We start from the raw sequence: 23,232 nt of genomic DNA on the forward strand, positions 1-23,232 counted from the left end.
ACGATGACATCCGCCATCCGGACGGCAATGGAGAGGGCGATTCTATTCTCCACTGCCGCCGTTTTTATCGTAGAGCAACTAACGAACACCGGGTCGCTGACTTATATGATCGGCGGGCTTGTTTTTGTTGCGATCTTCTTGCGGCTGCCCAGTCTGAAAGGGATGACGTTCTGGCTTACCGCCGTTTTTTCGTTTGCCGGCATCGTCCTTTTGTCGATGCGGGCTGCGGAAGCAAAGGTATGGTTCGAGGCGGCCGGCGCGAACGTGACGATCGTGACGCTGTTCCTGTTCGCGCCCTTATTCGGCATACCCGTTCGGCTACCGGCGTACGTCAATTCGCTGAAGCGGTTCTATGAAGCAAATTTTCGCAGCTCGACCGCGCTGTTTGTCGGAACGCAGCTATTAACGCTAATATTGTGCGTATTCATAAATGTTGGTTCGATCCCCGTCGTTTATCAGATGGTCTTCGTCAGACCGCGCCCAGGCATGAGCCTGCTCCTGGCGAATGCAATGAACCGCGGCTTCGCCGGAGCCATTCTTTGGTCGCCGTACTTTGCCGCCATGACACTGGTGACGACGGCCTTGCAAGTGTCTTGGTCGTCGGTTCTGCCGCATATGCTCGTGCTGGCTATCATGAGCTTGTGCATCAGTCTGGCCGTAGATTTTCGGCAGCTGCACAGCGCGGAAGCAGGGCTTGCCGAGCCTCCCGCGCAGCTTCTTCCTAAGGATAAGGAGGCGTTCTCCTCCAAGGCGGAAAAGAAGGGGCAACGCGCAGCTTTTCCTTACGGACTCGGGGTATACTTAATCGCTTCGATGGCGGTCGTATTCATATTGGAACGGCTGCTCGACTTGCCGATGGTACTCATCATCTGCCTATCGGCACTTCTTTTTCCGCTGCTCTGGTGTCTGGCTTCAGGAAAGGCTTCGTTCTACAGGCAAGGCGTCCATCATCACGTGACGGCCACGCTGCCCGCGCTCCAAAAGGAAATCGCGCTGTTTTTATCCGCGGGCTTTTTCAGCGGCGCCATCGGCGTCTGGCAGATCGGAACCGCCGTGCCGGCGATTCTCGACAAAATCCCGTTGCTGCCTGTGCCTGTTCTATTTTCCATGCTGACCGTCGTGCTGATCGTAGGCACGTCTGCGCTCGGCATTCATCCAATCGTCCTCGTGACGATCCTCGCCGGCGGCATCGACCCGGCCGCCATGCAGATGAGCCCGGATCAATTCGCGGTGTTGCTTCTGGGCAGTTGGGCTATATCCAATCCCGTATCGCCGGCTTCGGCCGTGAACAACCTGCTGGCGGGTCTGCTTAAGCGTTCGGTGTTCGAGCTCGCGTCGCCGAATTACAAGTTTGCCGTCTGCATGGGCGGCGTATTGTTCTTATATCTCACGATCGCCTTATTCCGGTAAATCGTACGTTTTGCAATTCGCGAGAAGCTTGTATAATAAATAACTGTCAACGATAAGCGTCTCTCGACGGGAGGAGCCGGCGAATGGACCTGGGTACGGCCATGCAGGAACTGGAAGCGCTGGGCAAGGAACGACTGAAAAAAATGTACATGTCGAACGGGGCGCACGAGCCGGTTTTCGGCGTCGCGACGGGCGAGATGAAGCCCCTTTTCAAAAAAATCAAAATCAATCAGCCGCTGGCCGAGCAGTTATATGCGACGGGTAACTACGACGCGATGTACTTCGCCGGCATCATCGCCGATCCGAAGGCGATGACGGCGGCCGACTTTGACCGCTGGATCGATTCGGCTTATTTTTATATGCTGTCCGACTTCGTCGTCGCCGTCACCTTGGCGGAAGCGCCGATCGCGCAGGACGTCTCCGACGCGTGGATCGCAAGCGGCGACGAGCTAAAAATGTCGGCTGGCTGGAACTGCTATTGCTGGCAGATCGGAAATCAGCCGGATAGCGCTTTTTCGGAGCAAAAGCTTTCGGACATGCTCGATGATGTCGCCAAATCGATTCATGCCGCGCCGGAACGAACGAAATACGCGATGAATCAATTCATTTACACGGTTGGCATCTCTTATTTGCCGCTCCACGCCAAAGCGACGGAAACGGCGCTAGCCGTCGGCCCGGTCGAAGTGAACGGAACCAAAGGCAAAAGCAAGTTTTTGAACGCTGCCGAAACGATACGCAAGGCGGTCGAGAAAAACCAGATCGGCTTTAAACGCAAGCATGTCAGGTGTTGAAATGGATTTTCAAACGTCATAGGTTAAACCGTCCCGACCTTGGTACGGTTTTTTTCATGTTTACTCAGGCCTCGCCGACTCGTAAAGATATAACCGGTTTATATATCCTTCGTTAGATGGGGAGCGCGGCAAAAACCGTTATGATCGATGAGGATTAAAAACCTTTTAAAGGAGTGGCATGATGAAACGCAAGACAAGATTATTATGCTTCGCCATGGCGATGGCGCTGACGGTACAGCTGCTAGCGTCTGGAATCGGCAGCGCGGCGGCAAGCGCGCCGCAGACGGAAGCGGTCCAATCTCTGGCGGCGGGCGACGCTTACGAGCCCAACGATTCAATGAGCCAAGCGAAGGCATTGACGAGTCCGCTCTGGTTCTACGCGGATCTCCATACGTCGACGGACGCGGACTGGTACCGGTTCACACTCGACAAGCCGACGGCGCTGACCGCGAGCTTCACGTTCGGCGGATTTTTCAGCGGCGGCGCGGACTACGATCTCGAGCTGCTCGGCGCTGACGGCGCTACGCTGGCCGTCTCGGCGCGCAGCTCGGCATGGCTGTCCGACGAATACCTCAGCGCCACGCTGCCGGCGGGTTCGTACTACTGGAAAGTACGCTGTTCGAACGGACGATTGTCCAGCTACGGCTACTCTGTCCAAGCGACGGCCACAGAGATCGACAGCTATGAACCCAACGATTCGCCGGCGACCGCCAAGCCGATCGGGATGCGTCCCTATTCGTGGTCCTCGGGCACCATTCATTCGCTGACGGACAAAGACTACTTCAAGCTGACGCTCTCGCAGCCCACCTGGATTAAGGGCACGCTGACGTATATCCCTTCGGGCACGAATTACGATTTGAGTCTCGTGGACGAAGCGGGGAACGTCCTCGCGAAGTCGGCGAATGCGGGTACGGCGGACGAATCGTTCAAGTTGAATCTGGCGGCGGGGACGTATTATTTTGTCGTCCAATCGGCATCGGGCACCTCGTCGAGCCCCTACAAGCTGGCGTATTCGCCTCCCTGGCCGGATAGCAACGAGTGGAACGACACGCTCGAGACGGCGAAGACGCTCGCCTCGGTCCCTTATGGGGCGCTGGGCGTTGGAACGCTGCATACGGCAAGCGACGTCGATTATTTCAAGTTTACGGTGGATCGTCTTTCGTCCGTGTCCGGCAAGCTGGACGTGCCAAGCGGCGAGAACTTCGAGCTGGCGCTGCTGGATGGCGGCGGCACGCCGTTGATCGCCTCGTACAAGAGCGGGAGCGAGGATGAACTGATTCAGACCGAGCTGCCGCAGGGCACTTATTACTGGCGTATCTATGCCGGTTCGGTCACGGACAGCGAGGCGTATTATTCGCTGGATAGCAAGGTGACGGTCATTAAGCCCAGGGACCGAGTGGTCGCAGAATATTGGGCTCCTGATTTTTATCAGGACGTGGATACCGATTCGGACTATTTCCGCGGATTGCCGGATTTGATCGCAAACTTCGATTTAGACGGCGATATGGAAGAGTCGAACAATTTTTCGAACGCACGATCTCTCCCTTTTAAATCCTATGTTTACTACTCCGTCGTCGAGACGGAAACCCATTATTTCATCGGCTATTATCTGTATTATCCGGCATACGGGTTCAAAGGGGTATTCTTGATGGTTTACAAGGACGGCTCGCCGTACGGCAAGCTGCAAGCCGTCAACACCAACGGCGGAGAAAACGGCAGGTATTCGGACGGCACGGTCGGTCCGACCGACAAACCGATAAAACTTACGAATCATCGCCCGGTTTTTTATGCATCGACTGGTGCGAGCAGCGACATTTGGGGCAATCCGAAATGGTTTGACGGACCGATGCTGACGATGTTCGACGGTAAACTGGACGGGTCGGACTCGCCGCCCGGCGGCGACGGCGTTCGCTACTATTACAACGGGGCAGCACAGCAGGTCGGCGATAAGAACGGCTACAGTCCTTACTCCTACGAGCTGCTGCCGCTTGAACCGGTCTACAAGGACCAAATCAAAAAGCAGACGGAAATCAATTGGGGCATACACAAAAATTACATGAACGCGGACGGCCGCTCGGGCAATCCGCCAGGCGAATATCCTTGGGGCTTTAGCAATCCGTACATGCAAGAATACCTCGTGAAAGAAGGGGACGTACTCTCCGATCCCGTCTATTTCTTCGATACGTATTTCTGGAACCTCGGCGCTTTCTCGACGAAGTACGTCGACAATGACTTTTTCAATGTAGAGCTTCGCTATCAATCGGTCACAAGCGTTAAGAACGCGGATGGAAACGGCAACGATCTCGTTCTTTACGGCCCCGGCTTGTCGCATATGCAATGGAAAAAGAACGATACGGCGCTCAACGAATCCAATCCGATCTGGTTCGGCGGAGATCAGGCGGAAGGAGGACCACGATATGAAGCGTCCATTAATACGCGCTACTTCAATTACTGGAAAGACGCTTCGTGGGAGATCGATGCATATGACAAAGATCTGGTCTTAACGGGAGACGACCTGCTCGGATCCTTTACGTTCTCTCTGTCCCCTGGGGAGCGCAATACATGGCTGAACCAACCGCTCGCCAGATTCGACGGAGAAGTGTATGCGAAGATCGATCTTAGCGCTTATCGGAAGGGAGAGGAGTGACGAAGATGATCTCGCGCATTCGGTATTCGATAACGCTATTCCTCACGCTGGCGCTGACGCTGCAACTAATGTCGATCGGAATCGGCAGCGCGTCGGCAAGCGCGCCGCAGACGGAAGCGGTCCAATCCCTGGCGGCGGGCGACGCTTACGAGCCCAACGATTCAATGAGCCAAGCGAAGGCATTGACGAGTCCGCTCTGGTTCTACGCGGATCTCCATACGTCGACGGACGTGGACTGGTACCGGTTCACGCTCGACAAGCCGACGGCGCTGACCGCGAGCTTCACGTTCGGCGGATTTTTCAGCGGCGGCGCGGACTACGATCTCGAGCTGCTCGGCGCTGACGGCGCTACGCTGGCCGTCTCGGCGCGCAGCTCGGCATGGCTGTCCGACGAATACCTCAGCGCCACGCTGCCGGCGGGTTCGTACTACTGGAAAGTACGCTGTTCGAACGGACGATTGTCCAGCTACGGTTACTCTGTCCAAGCGACGGCCACGGAAATAGACAGCTATGAACCCAACGATTCGGCGGCGACCGCCAAGCCGATCGGGATGCGTCCCTATTCGTGGTCCTCGGGCACCATTCATTCGCTGACGGATAAAGACTACTTCAAGCTGACGCTTTCGCAGCCCACCTGGATTAAGGGCACGCTGACGTATATCCCTTCGGGCACGAATTACGATTTGAGTCTCGTGGACGAAGCGGGGAACGTCCTCGCGAAGTCGGCGAATGCGGGTACGGCGGACGAATCGTTCAAGTTGAATCTGGCGGCGGGGACGTATTATTTTGTCGTCCAATCGGCATCGGGCACCTCGTCGAGCCCTTATAAGCTGGCGTATTCGCCTCCCTGGCCGGATAGCAACGAGTGGAACGACACGCTCGAGACGGCGAAGACGCTCGCCTCGGTCCCTTATGGGGCGCTGGGCGTTGGAACGCTGCATACGGCAAGCGACGTCGATTATTTCAAGTTTACGGTGGATCGGCTCTCGTCCGTGTCCGGCAAGCTGGACGTGCCAAGCGGCGAGAACTTCGAGCTGGCGCTGCTGGACGGCGGCGGCACGCCGTTGATCGCCTCGTACAAAAGCGGGAGCGAGGATGAACTGATTCAGACCGAGCTGCCGCAGGGCACTTATTACTGGCGTATCTATGCCGGTTCGGTCACGGACAGCGAGGCGTATTATTCGCTGGATAGCAAGGTACAGCGTTTGGAGACGGCGATCGATCATTTCGAGCCGAACGATTCGGCGGATGGCGCGACCGCGCTCGGTCCGCTGACAAAATCGGACTTCGATGCGACGCTGCACGACCAGGACGTGGATTATTATAAAATAACGATTCCCGAAACCACCCGGCTGACCGCGACGTTAAGCGCGATTCCAGGCGCTGCGAACTACGAACTGGAGCTGGTCCGCAAGGATGGCGGAAACGAAACGAAGCTGGCGGGCAGCTATAACGCCGGTACGACGCCGGAAAAAATCACTAGAACCATTGAGCCTGGCGTTTATTACATCAAGGTATATTCCGTTCGCTGGTATTCCAGTCAGCCGTACCATCTCGAATTGATCGCCAGCACGAATCTGGACGGGAAAGCGCCGGTTATTCTCGTACCGGGTTTAGGCGAGAGCGTGCTGGAAGAATACGATGCGGCGACCAGATCGTTAACCCCGATCTGGCTGCAGACGAATTCCGCCTACGCGAACCAAACGATCCTGCCAAAGTTGTATCCCAGCCAGGCAGATCCGAATGTACCCATCGTCGCGGACAACCGGAACAACGGCTTGTACGCGATATCCGATATGATGCCTTATGCCAGTTCGAATGCCCCCTATGAATTCGAGCACGCATTCGATACGATCGCGAATAGCTTGCAGGAGTCAGGTTATAAGCCAGGCTCCTCGCTATTCGGCTTCCCTTATGACTGGCGGGCGGACATCGCCGGCCATAACGACAAGCTGATTAATCTGATCAATGACGCGATCGCGATCAGCGGCTCCGATCGGGTCGTGCTCATCACCCATGGCAGCGGCGGGCTGGTCGTCAAAAATATGCTGATCGCTTCTCCGCAAATGAAAAGCAAAGTGAAAAGCTGGATCGGTCTCGGCACGCCTCATCTGGGAACGGCCGTCGGATTCAAAGCGATGTTGAACGGCTCCGGGGACATCGGACTGGGCTTGGGATCGGTCGGCATGCACCTCGCGCTCGATTCGCCCGGCTATTATTCGCTGCTGCCCAGCGAAGGCTACTTTCAGGCATATGGCTTAAGCGGAGACCCGAACCGCTACTTGTACGCGTCGTTCGACGCCGAACACGGTTTAAGCGGCAAGCTGACGAACGCAGCCGCGACGCGAGCTTATCTGTCGTCGCTTCACCATACGCCCGCATACGAAGGACGCTACGGAAGCGCTCCGCCCGAAGACTTCCTGGAGACGGCGGCAGATCAATCCGCCAGTCTTCATCAGTCGTGGGATCAGACGATCGACGGCGTTCAATATTACGAAGTGGCAGGCTATAATGTACCTACGCCCACGCGATATATTAACATTCCGAACGATTTCGGTCTTATGCCTTTTGCCTGGAATAATTATCCGTTAGCAACGTTTATGACGCTTCTGAACGACGAAGGCGATCCGGTCAAACCGATATACAAAAATGGCGACGGTATCGTGCCGTTACTCAGCGCAACGGGCGGGGAGACGACGCAAACGAAGCGGTATTTTATCAAGGATGTCAACCATAAGCAGCTGCTTCACGCGCCGGCCGTGATCGCTCAGATTAAAAAGCTGCTGTTCGGCGACGAATCGCCCGCGGCTAGCACGATCACCGAGACAGAACCTTGCGCCGGCCTGGCCTGCTCCGCATTTGCCAATAACTGCGATACGATGTGGTCTGAGAACGACCCGTTGGGATGGAACTTCCCGTTTTTTGAACCTTAAAATAGAGTCATTAGCTCATTTGCTCTCCTAGTACGCGATCTCGCGTGAAGGAGGGCTTTTTTTTTTTGCGCGAACGCTTCTGTTACTTCAAACGGAGAGCCAGGGAACAAGCAGGAAAGCGAAGGAGGACGTAGAAATTTAGTAATTAATAGAAAAAAAGGGACGATGCGTAGATGAACCGGATTGCACGGAAGCGAGTACCCGAATCAGCTAACCTTCATCCTCCCGTACTGCTTACGAAATTAAACATTCCCCATCAACCTGCTCATCTTATCTCAAGAGACCGCCTTGACGATGCGCTCGCGATGGCTTTACATTGCAAGCTAACGTTGGTTACGGCACCTCCCGGATTCGGGAAATCGACTTTGGTCAGCGACTGGGTACGAAGAAATCATATCGAAGCGGGTTGGATATCGCTCGAAGCCGGCGAGAACGACGTGCTTCGCTTTTGGGGCTATGTCATCGCCGCGTTCGATCGACTGCGGCTGGGGACGGGCCGGAAAGCACTTTCCTTGCTGCAGTCCCCTGTAGCCTTTTCCGTCGAACAGATGGTCGCTTGGCTCGTGAACGACTTAGCCGTCATGGACGAAAATATCGTCATGATCATGGACGATTTTCACGTGATCGAGTCGCAAGCGGTGTTGTCCTCCTTCTATGCTTTTCTTCAACGGATTCCTGAACGAATCCATATGTGCGTCATGAGCCGCAAGGAGCTTCCGTTTCCGGTCGCCGCCTTGCGTGCCAAAGGAGAATTGAATCAGATCGGGATTGACGAGCTCAAGTTTACTGAATTCGAAATTTCTTCGTTCTGGACCGGTCAGACAGGCGAATCGGCGGACAAAGCTTCCTTAAGTCTGCTCGCCGCTCGCACGGAAGGATGGGCGGCCGGCATTCAATTGGCAGCGCTTGTCAGGAAGAAAGGACAACCTGAGACTTTGCGGCATTTTACCGGGAGACACCATTATGTCGCGGACTACTTGATGGAGGAAGTCTTTCAGTGTCAACCGGAAAGCCACAGGCTTTTTTTGATGCAGACCGCGGTTCTCGAACGATTGAACCTGGCGCTATGTCGGGCGGTTACCGGCTCGGATCTGGAAGAAGACCTGCTGCAGCAGATGGAACGCGGCGGACTGTTCCTGATTCCCCTCGACGGAGAGCGATATTGGTATCGTTATCATCATTTATTCGGTGAATTTCTTAGAAGCCGATTGATTTTGCAGTATCCAGCCGACGTTGCTCGGCTGCATTCGTTGGCCTGTTCATGGTTCGAAGGTCAGGGTTACCTGGAAGAAGCGATTAACCATGCGTTCGCCGCAGGCGATCTTACGAAAGCAGCGGATTTGCTTGAGAAGATCGCGCTAGAGCTGCTCAGGCGATGGGAGCTGACCACGCTGAATCGGTGGCTGCAGCAGTTAACGCTTACGCTTCAGGATCGGCCTAACTTGCTTTTTTTCTTAACTTGGACCGAATTGTTCCTAGGGCATTATGATAAAGTGAAAAACCGACTCGCCTACATGAGGGCTGCGCTTACGGCGTTGACCGCCGTCGACAAAGCGACTTTTGATCGTATGGAACAAGAAATGATTATCATTGAAAACTTTCTGGTTATGCTGCAAGGAGATTTTGACCGCGCGATGGCTTTAATTCAAATCCTGCTCGAGGTCGAAGATCTTCCCGACGGCGAAGGCCTGTTGGTGAGCATCGGCATTGAATTGAACGAGGGAACGATCCCTTTCGTCCGAGGCTACTATGGTTTTCGCGGGAGAATGAAGCTGGCAGCGCAGTACCATCAAGTTTATCATGCTTTTATCGAAAAAAACGGGCTGCATCGTTTCGCCTTCAGTTCCTATCAACGGACGGCGATGAGCGAGGTCTATTATGAACGAAACGAGCTAGCCGAAGCTATGGCTTTTGCGGAGCAAGCGATGGAAGTGGCACAGCAACTCGGCATCACGGGAGCCTATGTGTCGTCGGCCATTTCCAAAGCCCGCATCGCTCACGGAATGGAAGAGCCGACAGTCGCGATTCAAACCTTGCGCGATGCCATGAAACAATTGGACGAACTCGGACAGACCGAGACGCAATGGTTCGAGTTTCTCCGCGCATATCTTGTACGGAGCCAAATGGCGGTCGGAGAGACGGAAGCGGTAGATCTATGGCTAAAGCGCCCGCAACCGAACCTTGACGCAGAAATAACGATCAATCAGGATTTTGAATGGTTGACCTGGATTCGCGTGCTGACGGCAAGCGGTCGGCTACAGGAAGCGCTCGCGTTGTCGACTAGGCTTTTAGACTCAGCCAAACAAAACGGCAGGATCATGACGGAACTGGAAGCCGGCCTTTGCCTTGCCATTCTCTACGACAAATTGGATCGAACATACGACTGTATGCTGGCACTCCAGGCAGCTCTTGAACTTGGAAACCGGGAAGGGTATTTCCGGACGTTCGTCGACTTGCCGGAAGTGCTTAAACTACTGGGGAAGTATGCAGAATTACGTAAAAGCGGATATATGCCGGAGCTGCTGTCGAGCGTGCCCCTACCTTATGTCAGAGACATTATATCTGTCGCGGGAGACTTTCCGAAAAAGGAAGTTGGAAATGAGGCAGCAAGCGCGCCAATCGGTACTTTGACCGCTCGTGAGGCCGAGGTATTGAAGCTGATCGCGGAAGGACTGTCGAACAAAGAAATCGCCGTAAGACTCGTACTGACGGAAGGGACCGTAAAGCTGCATATACACCGTATTTATGGCAAGCTTCAAGCGAAGGGACGCGTGCAGGCGATCCAAATCGCCAGGCAAAGCGGATTGATCGGGCATTTGCGGATTGACACGACACCGAACGGTGTCATACAATGACTCCGACACCAACGGGTTCCCGGTCGTTTGGGACCCTAGGCGAGGCCGGAATATATAGGAGAGGGTGTTGTGAGCCACAACCTTGCGGTGCGGGACGTATTCGACGCGATCGCCGATCCCACGAGGCGCGAGCTGATCCGACTGCTCGCGGACAAGCCGGAGCTGCCGCTTCACGAATTGACGCCGCGGTTCGATATGGGTCGTACGGCAGTATCCAAGCATCTGACCATACTTAAAGAAGCCGGACTCGTGCGCGATCGCAAAGTCGGACGGGAGACGCGGTTCAGGCTTCACGCGGCTCCGCTCAGAGAAGTGCAGGATTGGGTATCGTTCTACGACAAATTCTGGCGCATGAACCTGAGGCGGCTGGACCAATTTTTGAAGGATGAAGACGAAGAGGAATCTACGCAAACGGATTAAATAGTCGAACCGCCTTTTGCCGGCTGCAAGTCGCTTGCAGCCGGTTTGCGTCTGTCAAGGACGGCCGACGAGACGCTCGCCGCAAAGAATACATACGGAAGGATGTAGATCATGAGCGCACCCAATCAGGAATATATCGTCATCTCCGGCGCGAGGGAGAACAATCTCAACAACGTATCGCTGCGCATCCCCAAACGGAAAATCACGATTTTTACCGGCGTGTCCGGGTCCGGCAAGTCCTCGATCGTCTTCGATACGATTGCAGCGGAATCTACGCGACTGCTGAACGAGAACTTCAGCATGTTCGTACGGACGTTTTTGCCCAAATACCCGCAGCCGGAAGCGGATGCGATCGAAAACCTCAGCATGGCCGTCATCGTCGACCAAAAGCGCTTGGGCGGCGGATCCCATTCCACGATGGGGACGATCACCGATATTTCTCCGATCGTCCGCCTGCTTTTCTCCCGCATAGGCAAGCCCCACGTCGGATCCGTCAACCTATTCTCCTTCAACGATCCGCAAGGCATGTGTCCCGCGTGCAACGGCATCGGCCGCAGCCTTGGCGTCGACATGGGCAAGGCTGTCGATATGACCAAGTCGCTGAACGAAGGGGCGATCATGCTGCCGGATTATGGCGCGGGCGGCTGGGAATTGAACATGATCCTGCAATCGGGAGACTTCGATCCCGACAAGAAGCTGAGCGATTATGCGGCGGACGAACTAGACCAGCTGCTGTACGGCAAAGCGAGGAAAGTGAAGATGGACTTCGCCGGCAAAGCGATGAATATAACGGTCGAAGGCGCTCTCGAAAAATTCACGAATAAATATTTCAAACAGGATTTGAAAGCGAAGTCCGAGCGAACGCAGAAGACGGTCGCGCCGTTCATTACCGAAGGAACCTGCCCCAGCTGTCACGGCGCGCGACTCAGTGAAGCCGCGCTGAGCTGCAAGGTCCAAGGACACAATATCGCGGAGCTGTCCGCGATGGAGGTCGGGCAGCTCGTCCGCGTCATCCGCGAGATCGAAGATCCCGCCGCCGCGCCGATCGTACAGATGCTGACGGAGCGGCTGCAGCATCTGGTGGATATCGGTCTCGATTACCTGACGCTCGATCGCGAGACGGACACGCTGTCCGGCGGCGAGTCGCAGCGCGTCAAGATGGTGAAGCATCTTAGCGGCAGCCTCGTGGACGTCACCTACATTTTCGACGAGCCGAGCGTCGGCTTGCACCCGCGAGACGTGCATCGGTTAAACGAGCTGCTGCAAAAGCTTCGGGACAAAGGCAACACGGTGATCGTCGTCGAGCACGATCCCGACGTGATCAAGGTCGCCGATCATATCGTCGACGTCGGTCCGCACGCCGGCAGACGAGGCGGCAACATCGTGTTCGAAGGCAGCTTCCAGGGGCTTCTGGAGGCGGGCACGCTCACGGGCAATTATATGAAGCGACCGCTGCAGCTGAAGCGAGATTGCAGACAGGCGTCGGGCAAGCTGCCCATAGAGAACGCCTACTTGCACAATCTGCGAGACGTGAGCGTCGATATCCCGACCGGCGTGCTGACCGTCGTGACAGGCGTCGCCGGATCGGGCAAGAGCACGCTTATCAACGAAGTATTCCTGGGCCGGCATCCGGATGCGATCGTCATCGACCAATCGGCGATCGGCGTGTCGACCCGCTCGAATCCGGCGACCTATACGGGCATCATGGACGACGTGCGCAAGGCTTTTGCCTCCGCGAACAAGGTTAACCAAGGCTTGTTCAGCTTCAACTCCAAAGGCGCTTGCGAAAACTGCCAAGGTCTCGGCGTCGTGTATACCGACCTCGCCTTCTTGGACAGCGTGAAGCTGCCTTGCGACGTATGCGGCGGCAAACGGTTCAAAGAAGAAGTGCTCGCGTACAAGCTGGACGGCAAATCGATCGCGGAAGTGCTGGAAATGACGGTCGAGCAGGCATTGGCCTTTTTCCAACTCAAAGAGGTCGTACGCAAGCTCCAAGCGATGAGCGACGTGGGGCTCAATTATATTACGCTCGGGCAGCCGCTCAGCACGCTGTCGGGCGGGGAATGCCAGCGTATCAAGCTGGCGAGCGAGCTGCACAAGAAGGGCAGCATCTACGTGATGGACGAGCCGACGACGGGTCTGCATATGTCCGATATCGGGCATCTGCTCGAGATCATGAACCGGCTCGTCGATGCCGGCAACACGGTCATCGTCATCGAGCACAATCTCGACGTGATCAGCCAAGCCGATTGGATCATCGACATGGGACCGGACGGCGGCAGCCGAGGCGGACAGGTGGTTTTCGAAGGCACGCCGGAGCAGATCGTCCGCGAAGCGCGTTCGATTACGGGGAAATATTTGGCTTAACGCAGAAAAGAGGCTTGTTACATGATCAATCGCCAAACGCATCCGAAAGCCGATGAATTTTTTAACAAGTCCAGGCGATGGAAAGCCGAATACGAGCATTTGAGAGAAATCGTCATGGACTGCGGGTTGACCGAAGATTTCAAATGGATGCATCCGTGCTACACGTTTCAAAATAAAAACATCGTGCTGATCCACGGATTTAAACAATATTGCGCGCTGTTGTTCCACAAAGGCGCCTTGCTTAAGGATCCGAACGGGATACTCGTCCAACAGACGGAGAACGTACAGGCCGGACGTCAAATCCGGTTCACGAACGTTCATGAAATCGCGGAGCAAGAGGCGATACTAAAAGCTTACATTCACGACGCGATCAACGTGGAAAAGTCGGGACTGGAAGTGCCGTTTAAAAAGAGCACGGAATTCGCCGTCGCCGAGGAGCTTCAACGCGAATTCGAAGACAACCCTGCGTTAAAGACGGCTTTCGAGGCTTTAACGCCTGGGCGGCAAAGAGCTTACCTGCTTCACTTTTCGCAGCCTAAACAGGCTAAAACGAGAGAAGCGCGGATAGAAAAATACAAGCAGAAAATTCTCGAAGGCAAGGGCTTGGACGATTAGAAGCGACAACAAGCAACTTTTAAGAGCATCGGCAGCGGCTGATGCTTTTTTTTCATTTTCGAACTAGATACGGATTAAGAAACAAAAGTGAAGTTCATGCGTCTATAATTGGATGATATTAACTGCGTAAGGGGATGAAAGACATGAAAAAACTGTGCTCGAGTTTGATTATTGCATTCGGAATCATACTGTCGACTTCGCCGGTATATGCGTCGAACCAATCCATCGTAGTTGACGGCATAGCCATCAATTCCGATGCAAAGCCAGAAGTAAAAAACAATCGAACGATGGTTCCATTGCGCATCATTAGCGAGAATTTGGGCGCAAAGGTTGAATGGAAAAAGACGGAAGTGAATATTACGAAAAATAAAATGAAGCTCAGTCTGAACACCAACGACAGTATTGCTTTGAAAAACGGCGAAAAAGTGCAGCTCGACGCCAAGCCTTATCTCAAAAACAATCGGATTTACGTCCCCATTCGTTTTATCGCAGAAACGTTTCAAAGCAAAGTCAACTACGATAAAGGCACTGTACGTATTGACACGGCACCGTTTACGATCGACGGCGTAGCCGTGAAAGCTTTTCAGCAAGAATTCCATATGATCATGGGCGGCGTCGTGCAGCAAATCAGAGGGAATGCGTATGAGGAAGCCCTTTATCGCCTGATCGAAGAAAACAAAGGAAAAAACATAGAAGAGCCTGCCAATTACGCATGGCGCATTAACTTAGATGAAGCAGGTGCCTATTATAAAAATAGTCAAAACGAATTTTTGGACGAAAAAGGAAACAGCCTCAAGCGTTTTGACATCTACTCCTTACAAAGCGCCATTCCCGCAGGAACGTTGTCCGAGTATCCGGAGATCGTGGTCCATGATTTTAATGAAAATCAATGGTATGAATTTATAGGTTCGGCCCGTGACTCCCTAGAGCAGCTTATAAACACGGCTTCAATGAACGGATTTCTGACGATCATCAGCAATACGGTTGCATAAAAATCAAACAAGACGCATAAAAACCAGTCGATCGTCCATGTCAAATAGGCGGCCCGGCTGGTTTTTTGCCGTATCCGGCATCGTAACCAACGCACTTTCACATGAATATCCTGTACCCGACAAGGCGATAAGGGCCGTTGCCCGTCCGCGAGGGGGCGTCATGATGGGCAGGGTGTCCGTGATTATGACCAGCTACAACAAACCGGAATATGTCGGAAAGGCCATTCAAGTGGTGCTGGACCAGACGCATGCGGACTGGGAGTTGCTGCTCATGGACGATCATTCCGACGAGGCGACGACGCGCGTCATCGCACCCTATTTGAACGATTCCCGCATCCGGTACGTTCGCAGCGCTCCGCTCTCGATCGAGGAACGCGCGTCCGCCGTACGTTATGCCGTATCGATCAACGAAGCGATCGGCATGGCTACCGGCGATTACTTGACGTCGAACCAGCTTTTCCATAAGGCATGCTGCTCCAGATTCGTTCGCGTAAGGCTGTCTCCCCGCAACCGGCGATGGTACAGAACGGCCGGGACATGGCGGACCGGATAGACGCGGGCCAGACGGACGATCATCTGAAAATCCTCGTAAAGCCTGCCGCCGAACGGATCTTGCTCCCGCCACCCTCCAAGATGTCGCAACGCTTCGGTCCAATATAGACGAGGAGCGAGCGGGGCGGCGTCTTCCAGCAGCGCGGTTTCGTCGTATTCGGGCTTGGCGCGCGCGGTTCGGCGATAGATCGGCTCGCCGCCCGGGCGCTCCAGCCATTCATCGTGATCCGCAAACCATAAGCCGCAAGATTCCAATGCGCCGAGGCGGCGAGGATACCGTTTTGCGTGACTTTGGGCTGCAGCGCTCGCTTTTCCGGATTAAGGATGAAGACCAGCATCGCGTCTCATACGCCCTTCCACGTGGAACCGATATTGCTCATACATATGAATTTCGCCTATAAAAGGTTCGTCGGACGTTTAAACCGAGGGTAGGTAGCCATCCTGTCGTCCTGATATTTAATAGGGTTAATATCCGAATTTAGCCCCTTGCGTTTTAATACGCAAGGCTATTTGTTAATGCCGGACGAACGGCGTATGATTGATGGTCTCAGGACATGTGCAAAGGGGAATTGCAAAAAATGAAATTTTACGGCTCTACAGTGCGCACGCTCAGCGTGATTGCCGCATTTGCCGTTCTGCTGATGCTTGCCGGATGCGGGGCGTCGGGGAACAAGGAGACGTTGAAGTTTTCGGAGGTATCGTTGAATAGCGAGCCGTCGCCGCCGGCTGCGGGGAAGGCGTCCAAGTTGATCGCCGCCATCGACAACGACAAGTTTGCCGCAGAGGAAGCGACGGTTCAGTTTCAAATCAATTCGAAAAACGATCTGCCGAGCCTGATCGATGCCGTCAAAGAAGGAAACGGCTATACGTCCGACTATACGTTTCCTTCCGCAGGGGAATATACGATCACGATTCATTTGATGTACCCGAACGATCATTTTGCGTTCACGAAGCAGCTGCGGGTCGGCGAGTAAGCAGGAGTGTGGCGTAGCTTGATATAAGCATTACCTCTATTTGCATATTCGCAGGCCGTATGGACATCCTATTTTTTGGCTTGAATTCGGCTAAGAAGATCACTCTTGACGAGTCCCGGGAGGCGCTGACGTTTTATGGCGGATAAAAAAATGTATTATGCATTCGAGGATCCCTTCGGCACGACGATGGAATTTAAAGCTACGAGCCTGCGGCAAGCGATGGTGATCAAGAAAAAGAAAGCCGAAGCGATCGGCAAACCGAAGGAAGCCTTCGAGCTTACGAGCATACGCAAGAAACCAACCCAGAGCGAATAGCCTGGCTTGGTTTTTTTATAAGTCGACAGTCATTATCAACGGTGAGACAACAAGGGCGAACCGACTACGAAAAAGAGTCATGGCGGCGTTGCTGCCATGACTCTTTTGTTCGCGAGCGCGATATAATTAAACGAGACAGCTTGGTTGCGAAGGAGGACCCGACCGCAATGGAATTCAGACAATTGGATTACTTCCTGGCTACATGCGAGGAGCTGCACTTTACGAGAGCGGCCGTGAAGCTCGGAATTACGCAGCCTTCCTTGAGCCATCAGATCAAAGCGCTTGAAGACGAGATCGGCGTTCCTTTATTCGACCGCATCGGCAGAAAAATCGCGCTAACCGAGGCGGGAATGATTTTATACGCGCAAAGCAAATTGGCCTTCGGAAATTTAACGAGCGCCAAAGAGCAAATTCAAGAGCTGCAGCAGATCGAGCGCGGAAAATTGTCGATCGGCGCGCTGCCGGGCGAGCTCAACCAATTTGTCTCCGAATTGCTGATCGATTTCCACCGCGAATATCCCAAGGTTCGGATTAAAATCTTGGGCGTCGAAGATCTCGTAAACCGGTTGTTGCAAAATGAATTGGATTTGGCCGTTACGATTTTGCCGCTCGAGGACGAGAGGATCCTTACGATTCCTTTGTACCAAGAACGATTTTTCTTCGTCGCGACGGCCGGACATCCCTATGCCGGACGATCCGCCATTGATTTCGAAGAGATTTTGCGCGTGCCCGTCGTGACGTTCCCAGAAACGCACCGGTGCCGTCAATTAGTCGATACGACTTGCGCAAGGGCCGGACTTCAACTCACGCCGCTAATCGAAACGACGACGATCGAATCTTTGTTCGGACTCGTTCGATCCGGTGCAGGCGGCTCCGTATTATCGAAAACGCTGCTTGAAATGAACGATTACGGCGATTTGGTTCACATTCCGATTGAAAATCCAAGCTTGAGCAGAGAAGTGGGCATCGCTTATCACCGCGATAAATATATGGGGAAAGCTTCCCGGGGATTTATTGAACTGATGCAAGCCCAAGTGAAAAAGCTTAAGCAAAGTACATAATAGCTGTGGGTATCATCTATCGTTTTCATAGAAATACCGATATTGATCTATCATCCTTGCTCCCCCTACAATGAAGCGACAAGAGAAGGGGGAAGAACATACATGCGTACATTAACAGCCGATATTAAACTGTCCACAGTCGGATCCATTCAGTTTCTTCCGGTCAATCTGTTTGCTTCGGTGATGGGATTTTCAGGTCTGGCATTGGCTTGGAGAGAGGCACACAAGCTATTCGGCACTTCCGACGTTATCGCGGACGTGAGCGGAATGGTTGCTGTCGTCCTATTTATAACGCTTAGCATCGCTTATTTGTCCAAGTGGGTTTTATACCCGGAAAAAGTGAAGGCGGAGTTTTTGCATCCGGTCTTCGGCCATTTTTTCGGTACGATTACGATTTCCATTCTGCTCCTGTCCTCCGTGATCGGCAGCTATAGTTCAACCGCCGGGCAAGCGATATGGATATTAGGGGCGGCAACGACCATTGCCCTAAGTTATGTTTTCGTCGCTCGATTGTTGAACGGAAACCGCGATCCCGGCCATACGGTCCCGGCGATGCTGGTTCCCGTGGTCGGTACCCTTGATATCGCGGTTGCCGGCGGGACGATGCCGTTCCCTTGGGCGCATGAGATCAATCTGCTGTCCCTTGCGATCGGAGGGATGGTCGCGCTAGCGTTCTTTATTATCATTTTATCGAGATTGATTCACGATGCTCCGCTGCCGGCGGGAATCACGCCTTCCTTGTTGATCCTGATCGCGCCGTTTGAAGTCGGTTTTCTGGGCTATACGAACGTTGAGCGACGCATCGATTCGTTCGCATCCGTATTGTTTTACTTCGGTCTGTTTTTATTCGTCGTCTTGTTTTTTAAAGTATTCAAAAGAACCGTACCGTTCGGCGCCTCCTGGTGGGGCGTAAGCTTTCCGATGGCCGCGCTTAGCATCGCAGCATTAAAATACGCGCTTTTTATGCGGACATGGCCATTAACGACCATTTCCGCAATCGTTCTGGCCTTGTTCACCATCGTAATGGTCGTACTCTTTTTCCGTACGCTGCGAATGCTGCTCGACGGAAAGCTGCTCAGCGGAAAATGAAACTGGGGTTTATGGCGCTTGCACGCCATGCCAGCCGGCTTGCAACGTGCCCCGGGACTTTAGCTCCCGGGGTGCTGTCGCTTTTTTCTAATGCTCTTCCAAATCGCGCATCGACACCGGCGTGCCGGTCAGATGCTGCTCGAACATGTCGATGATGTGCAAAAATCTTTCCGCTTCCCTGAAGACGTGATCCGCAAGCAGCGGATGAATAATGCTTTTGATTTTGCATGCGTTGATCAGGTCGCGCGCAGTCCGTTTAAAATCGCGAAGGGAGGCGACGGAAACCCGGTTTTGGTCCAGAAATTGTCCCAGGATGGGCGCGGTCTGGGATTGCGGACGCATCGAATCGATATCCCGTGCCTGGAAGAGCAAAGTGTCGAAATCATGGCTGAAATCATTTGCCATATCGATCAGTTTGCGTTCGGACGGATCGAGCAGATGGCTGATAAATTTGGCATGATCGGCCATGATGCGCAGGAAAAATACGTTTTCGTCGATGATGGCGTCCGGCAAAGGCTCGAGCTTGCCGGCGTTCAGCTCTTCCAGCCGGTTTCTGAAATAATTGGCCTCCCGGCTCGTATGGTCCACCAACAGGGGATAATTGTTGGCGCCGGGAAGCTGACAGGTTAAGATCAGGCCAAGCACTTTTCTTTTAAAAGCCCAAATAAGAGAGACTGCGGTATGGACCTCCGTATTGAATCTCAAAATCACCTGAGGATCCGAATCGACCGGCAGTTGATGGGCCCGATTTTCGATCGCTTCGAACAACGCGTAAAATTGATTCGCTTCATTGATCAATGTCGTATCTTCCGCTCTGAACCCCAGCCTCAAGAACAGGGAATGCTCCTTCATAATGCGAGCCCAAAATCGGATCTCGTCAAGCGAACGCGCCACGAATACATTAGCCACGTTTACTCAACACCTCCCCAGTCATATATGTCATCTTTACAACACTATTCCTGGAAGCGTCCGCCTATGAAGGACTTCTATGCGTGCAAGCTGTAGCGCGCGCGGGTATCATCAAAAACGAGAAATTTGGTACCTTTGTCTTTAGAGAACCGGAAAAAGACAGTATATAATTAGCCTATGTAAATGATCAGAAGGCGGATATCCATGCTGCAAAACGAAGCACTTTTATCTCAAGGCTTTTTTCAACCTTATTTCGACGATCATCCGGACGGACTTCTCGCCGTCGATCTCCAAGGTCGCGTTCAGCAATTCCGGCACAAGAACGGCGAATACCGCTTGTACGAGACGACGTCCGAATACATTCGGGACGAATCCGGGGAGATCGTCCAGACGATCTGCATCGGGCGCGACATTACGGGGCGCCGGCAGGCGGAAGAGCGCTGAACCGTTACGGGAGGTAATCGATGACTTACGATCGTGCGAGCAAATCGTCCTTTCAGCAGACGCCGCAGCGAGAACCTCATCCTCGTCCCATCCGAAGCGATTCCGCCGGCATGAAGTCCGCCCGTCCCTTGCTTCAACTTCAGCAAGCGATTGGGAACCGTGGACTGCTCGGCATGCTGCGCGGCGGTATCCCATCTGCGCCGGCGCCGGCGGATACGGGCGGGCGTAGCGCCGCTGAACCGGTCGTGCAGGGAAAATTCGTGGCGGAAACCGGCGGCGAAGACAAGAGCGAAGAAGAGCGGATCGAGCAATTGCTCCGCGCGTTTATGGCGTGGAAGCGCGACGATCCGGATATGATGGCGCTGTACGAACCGATCCTCAAGGACTTCGAAGCGAATCGAACGAGCGAGGATCCGATATCGCTGTCCGGTTGGATGGCCAACCATAGCGGATCGCTCATGGCGGCGGAACAAATGCTCAGCACGCGAAGCGCGGACAGCCTCCGGAGCGGCATGGAGATTGAAGACGACGCCAAGGACGGGCCTCAGAAGCGCAAGCCCGAAGAAAGCGCGCAACGGACGAACAAGAAAAAACGAAAGCTTGAAACGGAGAAGAAAACAAAGTATTCCTCGGAGGTCGAGGACAGCAGCGACGATGAAACGACGGAGTTGGATGCCAGACAGAAGCTGGCGATTTTGATCAATCTGACGGCTTCCAATATAGATATCCTTCGTTCGTCGTCCTTGGAATCGAAAAAAGACGAGCACCGCCTCGACGAGCCGCTCCACCGCAAAATTTATGCGGCGGACCGCAGCCTCCCGAAACCGAAAATCGCCGATTTGACGACGCAGGATTACTATTCCATCGGCGAACAGAAGCTGAGAGTGGGCGAGGGCAGAGGCCACTTCATTCAAGCGGGCGGAAATGCCAAGAAACGAGGCAAAACGATCAAGGAACCGCCCGCCGAATACGACAAGATAATCGAAGCGATGCTGAAAATGGCCCAAGATCCAAGCGCAGCCTCCCTGTACAAGCTGGCGACCGGATCCGAGCTGGAGGACAAAGAGGCATTCGAGGACCGCGAGCTGGCGGCGATCATGCTGTATTGTCTCAATCACAACGTATCGAAGTCGCATTCCGTCAGAAGCAACCTGACCGAGCATCTGCAAAAATTCGTCAGCATCGTCGGCATCTCCGAGCTGTCGCGCAGCTTCGAGGCCGTCGGCGGCAAAGGCAAGACCTCCGAGAAAAAATCGGAAAAGGATGAGGCGGAGGATAAGCAAGAGAAGGATGGCGCTTCCGGCGGCTATTCGGCGGAAACGCTCGTCAAGATGATGCTGCGGCTCGTCATGGACGGCAAGGTGGCATCCTTGCAAGCGGTCTTCTACGAAGGCAAGGGCGGCATGAACAGCCTTTTCCTGGGCGCGCCGAGCGCCGAAAACAGCGGCAACAACCTCGGCGGCGCTACCGTCCTTCGCGATCCGCTCGCCTACGAAGATAACCTCGAGCGCCAGATGCACGATACGCCCGACAACAAAAAAGCGTTTAAAACGCTGCTGAACTCGGTGAGCTCCGGTTCGGCGCCCGAGCTTAAAGCGATGGACGACAAAGAGAAGGAACGGCTGAAAAAGGAAAAACAGGCGCATCAGACGGAAACGGCGCGGAATCTGGTTCGAACCATTCGAAGGACGAAGGTGCCGGACAGTCCGTTCGCCATGAACGAGTTCATTAACGATTCCAACGGTACGCTAGGCAATCTCTCGAAGCGTCTGAATCAATTAGCGAAAACGTTCGCGGACAATCCGGATGCGATCGCCCAAATCATGGAGGGCAGGAAAGCGCTCGCCGCCAAGCGCAAGGAAGCGCAGTCGAAGAAATTCTAGCGCTTGTCCGACCGCGAATCCTGAGTCAAGTCCATGCCCTTATTCCAATGCCTCATGAATGCGATCCAACCTCTCGCCGCATGCGACAAATAACGGCCGCGCGGCCAGATCGCCGCGATGTCCCAGCGGATCGCAGGCACGGTGACCGGTATAACCGAGACTGCTTGGGATCGGATCTTCCGCGCGGCGGTATCCGGAAGCAAGGCAACGCCAAGCCCTGCGCCCACCATCTCCGCCATAAAGTCCCACTGGGAGCTCTCGTAAGCGATCCTGGGCTCGAAACCTTCCAAAATGCAGGCTTCTCTTACCCGATCGTAGAGGGAGAAGCCTTTTTTGAACATAATAAACGGTTCCTCTCTCAGATCCGACAGCCGCACGGATTCGCTCCCGGCCAGCGGATGGCCCGCCTGCAGCACCAAGAACAGCCGACGCTCCGTCAGCGTGAGCGACTCGAATTCTTCCTCATCCACGGGCAGGACGACGATGCCGATGTCCAGCTTGGATTCGCTAAGCAGCTGCTCCACGATTTTGCCGCCTTCCTCGACGAGCCGTAGCTGGATCCCCGGGTACTCGGACCGAAAGCCGGCAATAATCCCCGCAAAAAAACTGGCGCCGATGACAGGCGGCAAGCCCAGCAAAAGTTCTCCTCTTTGCAGCTGTTTTCCCTCGTTCAGCGTGGCCAGCAAATCTTTGGACATGGACAAGGTCGCCGCGGCATGCCGCAGCACGATCTCGCCGTCGTCCGTAAGCCGCAAATACCGGGTCGTACGATCGAACAGCACGACGCCAAGCTCGTTTTCAAGGCTCTTGATCGCTCTGCTTAGCGAAGGTTGGGCGATATGCAGCTTCTCCGCCGCTCTCGAAAAGCTTTGCAGTCTGGCCACCTCGGCAAAATAACGCAGCTGTATATACTCCACCCGAATTCCTCCCGCATTTATTTATTTAGCGTATAAATCATATCCAATATCTATATTT

At 54.1% G+C, this 23,232-nt stretch carries 18 protein-coding genes; 16 read left to right on the forward strand and 2 right to left on the reverse strand.

Translation table 11 applies throughout. The features are described from left to right. Positions 1-3 precede the first annotated feature (3 nt). The 14 genes from BM235_RS19865 (at position 4) to BM235_RS19935 (ending at position 19,021) form a co-directional block, all read left to right on the forward strand. The gene (locus BM235_RS19865; RefSeq protein ID WP_143106709.1) at positions 4-1,410 is read left to right on the forward strand and encodes a hypothetical protein; all 1,407 of its coding nucleotides are present in this window, start codon (positions 4-6) and stop codon (positions 1,408-1,410) included. 83 nt (positions 1,411-1,493) lie between these two features. Further along, positions 1,494-2,201, forward strand: coding sequence for a DNA alkylation repair protein (locus tag BM235_RS19870; protein ID WP_090115968.1), 708 nt, complete (start codon positions 1,494-1,496; stop codon positions 2,199-2,201). Between the two features lie 181 nt (positions 2,202-2,382). Further along, complete coding sequence (locus BM235_RS19875) at positions 2,383-4,848, forward strand: pre-peptidase C-terminal domain-containing protein (RefSeq protein ID WP_158543821.1); 2,466 nt, start codon at positions 2,383-2,385, stop codon at positions 4,846-4,848. Between the two features lie 5 nt (positions 4,849-4,853). Further along, entirely contained in the window at positions 4,854-7,781 is a 2,928-nt protein-coding gene (locus BM235_RS19880) for a pre-peptidase C-terminal domain-containing protein (RefSeq protein ID WP_255374494.1), read from the forward strand. Between the two features lie 173 nt (positions 7,782-7,954). Further along, positions 7,955-10,636 carry a winged helix-turn-helix domain-containing protein gene (locus tag BM235_RS32865; RefSeq protein ID WP_090115971.1) on the forward strand — a complete coding sequence of 894 codons (2,682 nt, stop codon included), beginning with the start codon at positions 7,955-7,957 and terminating at the stop codon, positions 10,634-10,636. A gap of 69 nt (positions 10,637-10,705) precedes the next feature. Beyond that, positions 10,706-11,056 carry an ArsR/SmtB family transcription factor gene (locus BM235_RS19890; RefSeq protein WP_090115972.1) on the forward strand — a complete coding sequence of 117 codons (351 nt, stop codon included), beginning with the start codon at positions 10,706-10,708 and terminating at the stop codon, positions 11,054-11,056. 111 nt (positions 11,057-11,167) lie between these two features. After that, the gene (locus BM235_RS19895; RefSeq protein WP_090115973.1) at positions 11,168-13,423 is read left to right on the forward strand and encodes an ATP-binding cassette domain-containing protein; all 2,256 of its coding nucleotides are present in this window, start codon (positions 11,168-11,170) and stop codon (positions 13,421-13,423) included. A 21-nt stretch (positions 13,424-13,444) separates the two neighbouring features. Continuing rightward, positions 13,445-14,038 (forward strand): YdeI/OmpD-associated family protein, encoded by a 594-nt coding sequence (locus tag BM235_RS19900; RefSeq protein ID WP_090115974.1) that lies wholly within the window; start codon positions 13,445-13,447, stop codon positions 14,036-14,038. Positions 14,039-14,181: 143 nt separating this feature from the next. Then, entirely contained in the window at positions 14,182-15,030 is an 849-nt protein-coding gene (locus BM235_RS19905; protein ID WP_090115975.1) for a copper amine oxidase N-terminal domain-containing protein, read from the forward strand. 160 nt (positions 15,031-15,190) lie between these two features. Continuing rightward, positions 15,191-15,583, forward strand: a complete 393-nt coding sequence (locus BM235_RS19910; protein WP_158543823.1) for a glycosyltransferase — start codon at positions 15,191-15,193, stop codon at positions 15,581-15,583. 577 nt (positions 15,584-16,160) lie between these two features. Beyond that, the gene (locus tag BM235_RS19920) at positions 16,161-16,556 is read left to right on the forward strand and encodes an MDR/zinc-dependent alcohol dehydrogenase-like family protein (RefSeq protein WP_090115978.1); all 396 of its coding nucleotides are present in this window, start codon (positions 16,161-16,163) and stop codon (positions 16,554-16,556) included. A gap of 135 nt (positions 16,557-16,691) precedes the next feature. Then, positions 16,692-16,871, forward strand: a complete 180-nt coding sequence (locus tag BM235_RS19925) for a hypothetical protein (protein ID WP_090115979.1) — start codon at positions 16,692-16,694, stop codon at positions 16,869-16,871. Positions 16,872-17,038: 167 nt separating this feature from the next. Then, positions 17,039-17,932, forward strand: a complete 894-nt coding sequence (locus BM235_RS19930; protein WP_090115980.1) for a LysR family transcriptional regulator — start codon at positions 17,039-17,041, stop codon at positions 17,930-17,932. Between the two features lie 102 nt (positions 17,933-18,034). After that, the gene (locus BM235_RS19935; protein WP_090115981.1) at positions 18,035-19,021 is read left to right on the forward strand and encodes an SLAC1 anion channel family protein; all 987 of its coding nucleotides are present in this window, start codon (positions 18,035-18,037) and stop codon (positions 19,019-19,021) included. An 87-nt stretch (positions 19,022-19,108) separates the two neighbouring features. Here the strand turns inward: BM235_RS19935 and BM235_RS19940 are convergent, their stop codons facing one another. Continuing rightward, positions 19,109-19,930, reverse strand: a complete 822-nt coding sequence (locus BM235_RS19940) for a DUF2935 domain-containing protein (protein ID WP_090115982.1) — start codon at positions 19,928-19,930, stop codon at positions 19,109-19,111. Between the two features lie 204 nt (positions 19,931-20,134). Between BM235_RS19940 and BM235_RS19945 the strand changes: the two genes are divergently transcribed. After that, positions 20,135-20,374 (forward strand): PAS domain S-box protein, encoded by a 240-nt coding sequence (locus BM235_RS19945; protein ID WP_090115983.1) that lies wholly within the window; start codon positions 20,135-20,137, stop codon positions 20,372-20,374. A 20-nt stretch (positions 20,375-20,394) separates the two neighbouring features. Further along, positions 20,395-22,257: a hypothetical protein gene (locus BM235_RS19950; RefSeq protein ID WP_090115984.1), complete on the forward strand. Its 1,863-nt coding sequence runs from the start codon at positions 20,395-20,397 to the stop codon at positions 22,255-22,257. On the opposite strand, the gene BM235_RS19955 is transcribed toward BM235_RS19950, so the two are convergent. Then, entirely contained in the window at positions 22,254-23,174 is a 921-nt protein-coding gene (locus BM235_RS19955; protein WP_090115985.1) for a LysR family transcriptional regulator, read from the reverse strand. The genes BM235_RS19950 and BM235_RS19955 overlap by 4 nt on opposite strands. Positions 23,175-23,232 lie beyond the last annotated feature (58 nt).

The sequence above is a fragment of the Cohnella sp. OV330 genome, assembly GCF_900112065.1.
GTDB lineage: Bacteria > Bacillota > Bacilli > Paenibacillales > Paenibacillaceae > Cohnella.